A 1,521-nucleotide genomic window follows, 5' to 3' on the forward strand; every position below is an offset into this window, starting at 1 on the left:
AGCGATATAGTCCTGGTAACAACATTACTAAACCAGCAGCCCATAACCCTACCTGGCGGTTAAATAATACCAGCCCTAATCCATAAACTGAAGCAATTAACACTCCACTACATAAAACTAGCGCTATTGTAGCTAGCTCTGGTCCGTTTCCAAACAGTTGCTGAACCATTGCGGCAATAATATAAGTCAATGGCGGGACTTTTGACGAAATTGCCCAAAAACTGTTCCACCACTCCCCAGAGAACCACTGAGGATGCTGCAACGCCTGCCAGTAATTCAACGAACCAGTCAAATAGTCCGCCTGGTCCCAAGCTGGGACAGAGTGATCTAGGGCAAACCAAATGCGATCGCAAAATCCACTCCCTAGCCAAATTAGTCCTAAAATTACTGGATCTCTAAAGCGTCTTTTCATAGTGGTGATTGCTAAGTGTTCAGATGAATTAGCTACAACAATCGTAAGCATTCAGCCGTCAGCCGTCAGCCGTCAGTGGTCAGCTTATTTTATTCAAAAGCTGTTCCCTTACCCTGGCCTACGAGCAATGGCACCTCAAGTAGCGTGCGTGGCACAGGCTTTGGCCTTGGCCAAAAGGCCACGCTACTTTAGGTGCCACGCTGTGCGAACGACGCTGGGAGCTAGCCCATAAGCTGTTCGGTGTAGCGCTAATCGCTGATAGCACCTCAAGTAGCACCATCTGTAGCGCATTAGCTGAATGATTACCAACAATGCTAGCTATAGTTATTGAGTAAATTGATATTGAACGGGCAATCTTGAGAAAGCGTTTATTTGAACAAAACCCAGATGTTCATACCTATGTAGAGGAGGAAGAATATGGCGAAGACTTCCGATGCCATTAAAATCATTGACAACAAGACTAGTACCGACCCGGAAATGGAGGCAATGATAGCAGAAGCCTCTATAAATGCAGAGGTGGCACAGTTAATTTATGAAGCCAGAACAAAAGCGGGGTTAACCCAGAAACAGCTTGCAGAACTTGTAGGTACAAAGCAGCCTGTGATTGCACGACTGGAAGATGCTGATTTTGACATCCTCCCACCGCTAAATCAAAGATTATAGCGGGGGATTCCTAAACCTCACGATTTAGGTTTTCTGTTTCATAGCAACAGCCTCCACCCTCAAGGGGTTTTATGGTCTTAAGTTCGCTCCACAGACTATCCCCGCAAGCCCTGCGGTTCTCATGTGTCGAGTTTTTACAAAGTTTTGATGTACTTTTGATTCAAGGGTTGGACTTCCATTGCCCCATCCTCTTTTCCCGGTCTACCGATTTTGCTGCGCCGCCAGGTTACTGGACTTCGCTCGTGTAGGCTGTCTGTTCGCGAAGCGTGACCTTTGGTCAATCCATCGTCTCGGGTGGGTCATTGACCATATATATTGTAACCGGTTTCATTAACATCGTCAACGGACGCAATTCCTGAGGGACTTATCTGCGGAACTTTACAAGCTCCGTCTCCCACTAAAGAAAGCGGGTATAACGGGAGTCTCCTTGCTCTTAAGGATGAGGG

Annotated in this window: 3 protein-coding genes and 1 pseudogene; 2 read left to right on the forward strand and 2 right to left on the reverse strand. The window is 46.7% G+C overall.

The features are described 5' to 3' along the window. A pseudogene (locus F6K53_RS41775) lies at window positions 1-412 on the reverse strand (glycosyltransferase family 39 protein); the annotation flags it as partial. A 4-nt stretch (window positions 413-416) separates the two neighbouring features. On the opposite strand from F6K53_RS41775, the gene F6K53_RS41780 reads away from it, so the two are divergent. Together F6K53_RS41780 and F6K53_RS41785 are read left to right on the forward strand one after the other, a co-directional pair. Then, complete coding sequence (locus tag F6K53_RS41780) at window positions 417-644, forward strand: hypothetical protein (protein WP_293086303.1); 228 nt, start codon at window positions 417-419, stop codon at window positions 642-644. Window positions 645-829: 185 nt separating this feature from the next. Then, a complete protein-coding gene (locus F6K53_RS41785; protein ID WP_293086306.1) occupies window positions 830-1,075 on the forward strand; it encodes a helix-turn-helix domain-containing protein in 246 nt (81 codons plus the stop codon). A 134-nt stretch (window positions 1,076-1,209) separates the two neighbouring features. Here F6K53_RS41785 and F6K53_RS41790 read toward each other — a convergent pair whose 3' ends face one another. After that, window positions 1,210-1,356, reverse strand: a complete 147-nt coding sequence (locus tag F6K53_RS41790; RefSeq protein WP_293086309.1) for a hypothetical protein — start codon at window positions 1,354-1,356, stop codon at window positions 1,210-1,212. Window positions 1,357-1,521: the final 165 nt, after the last annotated feature.

This window comes from Moorena sp. SIO4A1, assembly GCF_010672065.1.
Classification (GTDB): domain Bacteria; phylum Cyanobacteriota; class Cyanobacteriia; order Cyanobacteriales; family Coleofasciculaceae; genus Moorena.

What these genes read in the sequence shown, in the direction of transcription:
- F6K53_RS41785 (WP_293086306.1), top strand. Translation starts at nt 830, where the DNA reads ATGGCGAAGACTTCCGATGCCATTAAAATCATTGACAACAAGACTAGT.